Source organism: Bacillus sp. JJ864 (assembly GCF_036963045.1).
GTDB lineage: Bacteria > Bacillota > Bacilli > Bacillales > Bacillaceae_G > Bacillus_A > Bacillus_A pseudomycoides_C.
Genome location: NZ_JBALLY010000117.1, coordinates 12,513 through 13,000, shown reverse-complemented (window position 1 = coordinate 13,000; position 488 = coordinate 12,513).

Sequence of the window (488 nt, the reverse complement as noted above, 5' to 3'; positions counted from 1 at the left end):
GGTCCAGTAGCTCCAGTGGAACCAGTATATCCGGGATCCGGAACGGGAAACGCACAGGGAAAATAATAAGAATTGCAGTTCTTTCCAAAAGAAAATGATTCCAAAAAGTCTCCCTCCTTTCGACGGACAGAATGAACTTATTACATGTATATGGACAAATATGGTATTTGACTGTACGTTGGTCATATTTTGAGGGGGTTTTTAATTGTGATAAATAAACGGTGCAGTACTATTTTCAGTGAATATTTGAGGGTATCTGTTTTCATAGTAATTTCTTTTAATAAAATAAAAAAAGCCGCCCCAAAGTCCTAGCTTTGTGACGACTTCTTGCAAGGATAAAGAAAGAGCGGGAGCAGCACAAGAATGTCAATGAAAGTTAAAAAGGTTTCGAAAACTTAATTTTCAGAAAACTTACAAGCTTAAGGGTTTTTTCGCTACTCTTTCTTTATTAATTAAGAGTGTAACATTTAAAATAAAATAAATCAACG